7 protein-coding genes are annotated in these 5,661 nt (G+C 36.6%); 2 read left to right on the forward strand and 5 right to left on the reverse strand.

All coding sequences use genetic code 11. From position 1 onward, the window contains the following. Position 1 precedes the first annotated feature (1 nt). The 5 genes from MW688_RS22850 to MW688_RS22870 all read right to left on the reverse strand — a co-directional run bounded on the left by MW688_RS22850 (position 2) and on the right by MW688_RS22870 (position 3,403). Positions 2-1,156: a nuclease/transposase family protein gene (locus MW688_RS22850; RefSeq protein ID WP_486738330.1), complete on the reverse strand. Its 1,155-nt coding sequence runs from the start codon at positions 1,154-1,156 to the stop codon at positions 2-4. Continuing rightward, entirely contained in the window at positions 1,092-1,229 is a 138-nt protein-coding gene (locus tag MW688_RS22855; protein ID WP_486738324.1) for a MerR family DNA-binding transcriptional regulator, read from the reverse strand. The genes MW688_RS22850 and MW688_RS22855 overlap by 65 nt, the downstream gene beginning before the upstream one ends. A 25-nt stretch (positions 1,230-1,254) precedes the next feature. Then, the gene (locus MW688_RS22860) at positions 1,255-1,413 is read right to left on the reverse strand and encodes a hypothetical protein (protein WP_486738325.1); all 159 of its coding nucleotides are present in this window, start codon (positions 1,411-1,413) and stop codon (positions 1,255-1,257) included. 103 nt (positions 1,414-1,516) lie between these two features. Next, positions 1,517-3,037, reverse strand: coding sequence for an apolipoprotein N-acyltransferase (lnt, locus tag MW688_RS22865; RefSeq protein ID WP_486738329.1), 1,521 nt, complete (start codon positions 3,035-3,037; stop codon positions 1,517-1,519). Between the two features lie 213 nt (positions 3,038-3,250). Then, complete coding sequence (locus MW688_RS22870; protein WP_486738326.1) at positions 3,251-3,403, reverse strand: hypothetical protein; 153 nt, start codon at positions 3,401-3,403, stop codon at positions 3,251-3,253. Between the two features lie 63 nt (positions 3,404-3,466). Here MW688_RS22870 and MW688_RS22875 point away from each other — a divergent pair, with 63 nt between their 5' ends. Then, positions 3,467-3,985, forward strand: a complete 519-nt coding sequence (locus MW688_RS22875; protein WP_486738327.1) for a YqhA family protein — start codon at positions 3,467-3,469, stop codon at positions 3,983-3,985. Between the two features lie 1,198 nt (positions 3,986-5,183). Beyond that, on the forward strand, positions 5,184-5,661 hold a 478-nt coding region (locus MW688_RS22880), incomplete at its 3' end, for a hypothetical protein (RefSeq protein ID WP_486738328.1).

A 5,661-nucleotide genomic window follows, 5' to 3' on the forward strand; every position in this document is an offset into this window, starting at 1 on the left:
TTTAACCTACTTCAACAGGAACGAATCGCACATCGAGATGTGAACAGAGTCTATTAACTCGCCCAATGTCTTTCTCTCCAACTTCTAAAAGAGTTTCTCCATCGTATCCAGTCAAGAAAGTCCTATTCCCTGGATCTAAAGCAATTACTCTCTCTAGGTCTAAATTTTCAGGAGCCTTAACTATTGGAAAGCAAGCAAACCATTTTCCTTTTTGATATAGGAGTTGAGTGCCGTATATACATTCTTTGGGGAACTCTTGTTTAGAGGAGAAATTTAAACCTTTAGTTAACTTGCTATACCAAGTTCCTTTTCTGTAGTTACCTGGTTTAAATTTTATAACCTGGGAAGGCGCTTTGCAAGATTTAAACTTCGCTATTCCCCCGTTGGCCTTAGCTTGACGATGAGCATCTACAGCATCAGCTACGGCTTCCTGCAACTGGTGCCCTGGTAATTCCTTGACCCAGTCAGGAAAATCTGCTCTTCTAGCAATAGCTTGTAAACTGTATGTTGAGTACTGGTTACTAATCCTTAATTCTTGAATAGTCCAATTGTATATTTTGCGGTAAGCTGCTAACCACAACTTCCAAATTTTGTAAAGTTCTTTAGAGGGATAAACCCTGATTTTCAAGACACTGTTTGGGGTCGGTTTCTTGCTCTGGTTCCTTGGTTTTTTCTTGTACTGCTTTGGTGACTTCTTTTTTGTACTTGCGTAGTCCCTATAGCCTTGCAGAGAAACAGTGGAGGCTTGACAGGATATCTTCAACGAGTTCTCCCTCAACAGAGAGTTTACGCCCATTGAGAACCACGAGTTCTGTTGTTGTTTGTCGGCATAACCACTCAATAAATGGGAATCGGAACCAGAAAAGACGGTCTGGGTAGGCGCACACAAGACATTGAACATTTCCTGGGAATATACGCTCCAAAATTTTGAGCAACTGGCGCCTCCTAAAATTGAGCCCGCTTCCAACTTCTGTAATAAGTTCTCCTCCTGGGTAAGCCTGTTGTAAAAATTGAGCTTCTCCTTCGAGGTCATCTCCCTGAGACGAGGTAGAGACTCGTGCATAGAGAATAGTTGGTTTTTCTTCTTCTTTCTATTCGTTGATGCAGAATCTTCTTTGACCTCCTGGTGTTCTGATTGATTTGATTTTTCCCTCATTTTCCCATCGCCGGAGGGTAGAAACTGAGACCCCGAGGTTAGAGGCGACTTTTGCTGGTGTGACATAACTCATTGTTTATCTAATTCTGTCGTTAATCTTATTCTAAAAGCTTTGATAAAGTATGGCAAGCTTTCCGCAGATATTTGTTGACTAATAAAAGCTCATCATAGATTGCCTCAGGTGGAGTATCTAGAATATGATATTGTTTCAGCGCTTCAATTCGTGCTGCTTCGTTAGCAGGTTTTTCTCTTCTCATATCCTTGTTTTAATTGTTTCGGTCAATTTTCCCTTTGCTGTTATTCTAAAAAAGTCTTTATTGAGTTATCTACATAAATAGATAGAAACTTGATAAAATTTAACTATTTTCTCAGTTTAGTTAGCTTTTTACCTAGTATGAGAAGACTCACAAGCAATAACAACTTCGTTAACCAATCCCCCCATCGAATATAGAGGGTTTGAGAAGAGCGTAGTCTAACTTCATCAAAGTGTATTTGATAACTATCTAAGGTAGAAAGCCAGATAGTTTGACCAAGGGGGTTAATAATAGCAGAATAGCCTGTATTAGTAGCTCTAGCTAACCAGCGATCGCTCTCTATTGCTCTCATTACGTCTTGGGCATGATGTTGAGCAGGCATCGCTGCACTATAATGGGCGTTATTAGCAGCAGTAATGATTAATTGTCCTCCCTGGGCAGTTTGACGCCGAAAATGCTCACCAAAGGCAGAATCGTAGCAAATACCTACAGTTACTTTACCAATCGGAGTTATCAAGGGTTGGGTAGATTTACCAGGAATTAAACTAGCATTCAAGGGAGATAGACGGTTAACCCATTCGCCAAAGATATTACTAAAAGGAATATATTCACCTAGGGGCACTAAATTTACCTTATCATAGCGACTGTAAATATTACCTGAGCCTGTAATTGTTAACAGACTATTGGTCATTCCTTCCCCGGATTGACCCCCTGACGCGGTAAAAGTACCTACCCACACAGGCACCTGTTTAGCTAAAATAGCACTATAGAATGAGTCGGTTTCAGTGGGAGTAAAATAAGGTAAAGCCGTCTCAGGAGTTAACACAATATCTACACCTAAGTTAGCTAAATCCATATAGCCTTCAGTATAACGGGCGATCGCTCTTTGCCAACCTGGAGAAAATAATTTAATTTCGTTAGGAATGTTTCCCTGAATTAAACCAATTTTTAGAGAATCTCCTTCCCCAGTAATTTGATTATTTTGATAACGCCACCATCCCCAGGCGTGGAGACTAAGGAGTAACAATAAAGCTAAAGATAAATAAACCCGAGGCAGTCTGGGAGACTTCCTTCTCAATAGCCACCCTTCTGCTAGTAAACCATTTACAGCCACAATAGCTGCGGTAATGGTAGTAGAACCAGAAAACTGACTTAACTGTAAAATAATTAAATTACTTGGACTTTGGGTATAAGCTAAACTACTCCACCACAAAGGTGTTAAACTCCACAGAAACTCTAAGATACACCATAAAGCTACTCCAATTATAACTCTAGGGATAGCTGAGGAGATTTGCTCTTTGACTATAAACATAGATAACCCCCAGAATAAGACTAAAAAAGCTCCCCACAGGGTAATAAATAGCCAACAAAACAAAGCAATCAAGAGGCTATTTAACCAGGGCACACCTAGCCAAGTCATCGGATGAATTCCCGTAATCCAACTAATGGCTAAACCATGATAACCAATTCCCCAGGCAAGAGGAAGTAAATAGTTAGGCTTTTTTGTCTGAATTAACATCACCCAAAGGGGAATCAAAGCAAACCACGCTAAATACCAGGCGTTTATGGGTGCAGGTGCCAATCCCATTAATAATCCACCGCTGTAGGCAATAATTATGGGGAAAATTTTACTCAGCCACAATTTAATCATCTTTGACTTAGATCTTGCACCAGTGCAAAAGTACTAAATAGGCCAACAGGCGAGAATCAATTTTTAAGGGGTTAGGATCAATTCTTTTACTCATTACTTCAAAACTCATTACTTCTTACTCCAAGACTTCTTACTCCAAGACTTCTTACTCTAAGACTTCTTACTTCAAAACTTCAAAACTTCAAAACTTCAAAACTCATTACTCAACCACCACCAGTAACTTTTGATAAAGATGCTTTGGTCTGAGTTTGAGCCCCATTTTTCTAATAAGTATTCTCTCGTCTCATAACCGACTAGAGTACCTTGCTGATACTCTTTTCCTTGAATATCCCGATTACGCATTTGTTAATTTCAGTGATTTTCCTCTATACTAAAGCTAAATTCTCTCTTTTGAAAATAAGAATAATGTTTAATCTTAAACAAATTGAAAAAAAGTTTGAGTTTATTCTCTGGAATTTTCGTCTATTTGCTTTAATTCCTGTGATTTTTGGTCTAATTAGTTCTCTTAACTTTTTTATTATTGGTACTTTAGAAATTTTTAACGGCATTCGTCTTAATTTTCCTTTAAGTAAAGCTTTAGATAGTAAAAATATCGCTAAAGTTGTTTCTTTGATTATCGGTGGTATCGACTATTATCTAATTGGTGTTATCCTACTGATTTTTAGTTTTGGTATTTATGAAATTTTTATTTCTAAAATAGATATGCGTTTGGGGAGTGAGCAAGAAAATGCACTCTCTATTAATAGTTTGGAAGAGTTGAAGAAGAAAATTATTCAAGTTATTATCGTCGCTCTTATTGTTAGTCTATTTAAGAAAATGATTACCTTAGAGATTAAGCATAATTTAGATATTGTTTATATTTCTTTTTCCGTTTTGTTAATATCTTTGAGTAGTTACTTGATGCACAATCAAAATGAACATTAATCTAATTATAGTTTAGTAGTTTTAAATTTAGTTAATAACTATATAGTTTAAAAGCTTATTCTTGGCGATCGCCGAAGATAGTGAGACTTTCAATATAGATGATTAAAAAAATTGTTCTTTTAACTTCCACCAGCGATCACTGCTATATCTTGAAAAAATATTTATTTACTGGATAAATGTCAAACAAAATTGGCAGATTTACTCACTAAATTAGCTTTTCCAGTTTATAGATGCTCGGGGCTTCAAAGATCCGCACTTGCATAAACCGTATATTTGGGCCGTCTACAGTAAAAACCCTGTATCTTGTCTTTTAGTGACATCTACATGTACAAAAAAGACGCTATAATGTCTTTTGTAGACAATAGAGATTAAATGATGACCTGACACCACCAAACCTAACACCTGCCTCAATACTGATGTTTGTTAAGAAGATTATCTGTTGAGGCAGGGATGGGGAAGAGAGGGAGGAGAGGGAGGAGAGGGAAGAGAGGGAAGAGAGGAAAGACCTCAAGCTTACCTGAGCAACATTTCTCCCCACACCTCTCACACTTCCCACACCTCCCACACCCTCTATTTCATAAACCTTTTAGGCTTATCCTTTGCAGTATTGACACCTGCCTTCACTTAACGCTCATTTGTTAGCCAGTCAGATCTTTTGGACTAAAGTCCAACTACGAACCTCGTTTTTAACTGGGGCTAAATACAGTTGAAAAATATTTACCCATTTCTGATAAAACTTGCTCATTTAATTAGCTAAATAGCCATAATAGGTAAGTTTTAGTTGGTTGACAATTAGGGACAAAGGGATAATTGAGACATAATTACTGTGTTTTCCCCCTTGATTATAAGTCGTTTAGTGCGCTATTAAAGAAAATATAGACCAACTATTGTTTAGCAATGATATAACCCACTTTTCGCACGTCAAATAGTATTATGAAGAGGAGTCAGGAGTCAGAATTCAGGAGTCAGTATATTTTGTTTATATTACACAAAAAATTCCTAGGTTTTTTTGAGTAGAAGTACTCAGATTTTTTTAAGTACTTTTGTATTTTTAAATAACTTAAAATATTCTTAAAGCTTACTAAGTATTAATTACTAACTCCTGACTCCTGGCTCCTGGCTCCTGACTCCTTTTTTCCAGGTTACAATTAGAAGTGCGTATGGGTCTGATATAATATTAATACTTAAGTGGTTGTTGATGATGGTGATAAAAAAATCTAATACCCTAAGTTATGTCAAAGCATTGCCAACACCAATAAACGAGTTAAATGCTTTGGGCTTTACTAGTTTTGAGATGTTTTTAACAGCTTATGAACCTATTTATAGAGAAGCAGTTTGTGAAACAGTAAATCATTTAATAAATTGTCTAGGTTATTATTGTCCCCTCTTTAAGAAATGGTTAAATAAAGTAAAGTTTGACAAATCAAAATGGAACAGTTACTTACAAAATAAATACCAACTTTTAAAGCGTCACGCCAATGGAATAATAGCAGACGCCCAAGGACAAGTAGGTTCAGCAATTGAATCTAGAAAAGACTATATAAAACACAATAAAGGTAAATTACATTCAGCACAAACTTGGTTAAAACGTAAAGTAAAACTAATTAAACAAACCTGTAAGTTTTACACTAAAACTAAGAAAGTAAAAGGGAAAAAGGTTTTAAATTGGACCAACT

The sequence above is a fragment of the Johannesbaptistia floridana genome, from assembly GCF_057440575.1.

Bases quoted from the DNA above. Each gene is read 5' to 3' on its own strand.
- MW688_RS22860 (WP_486738325.1), bottom strand. From the start codon at position 1,413: ATGAGAAGAGAAAAACCTGCTAACGAAGCAGCACGAATTGAAGCGCTG.
- MW688_RS22875 (WP_486738327.1), top strand. From the start codon at position 3,467: ATGTTTAATCTTAAACAAATTGAAAAAAAGTTTGAGTTTATTCTCTGG.
- MW688_RS22855 (WP_486738324.1), bottom strand. From the start codon at position 1,229: ATGAGTTATGTCACACCAGCAAAAGTCGCCTCTAACCTCGGGGTCTCA.
- MW688_RS22850 (WP_486738330.1), bottom strand. From the start codon at position 1,156: ATGAGGGAAAAATCAAATCAATCAGAACACCAGGAGGTCAAAGAAGAT.
- MW688_RS22870 (WP_486738326.1), bottom strand. From the start codon at position 3,403: ATGCGTAATCGGGATATTCAAGGAAAAGAGTATCAGCAAGGTACTCTA.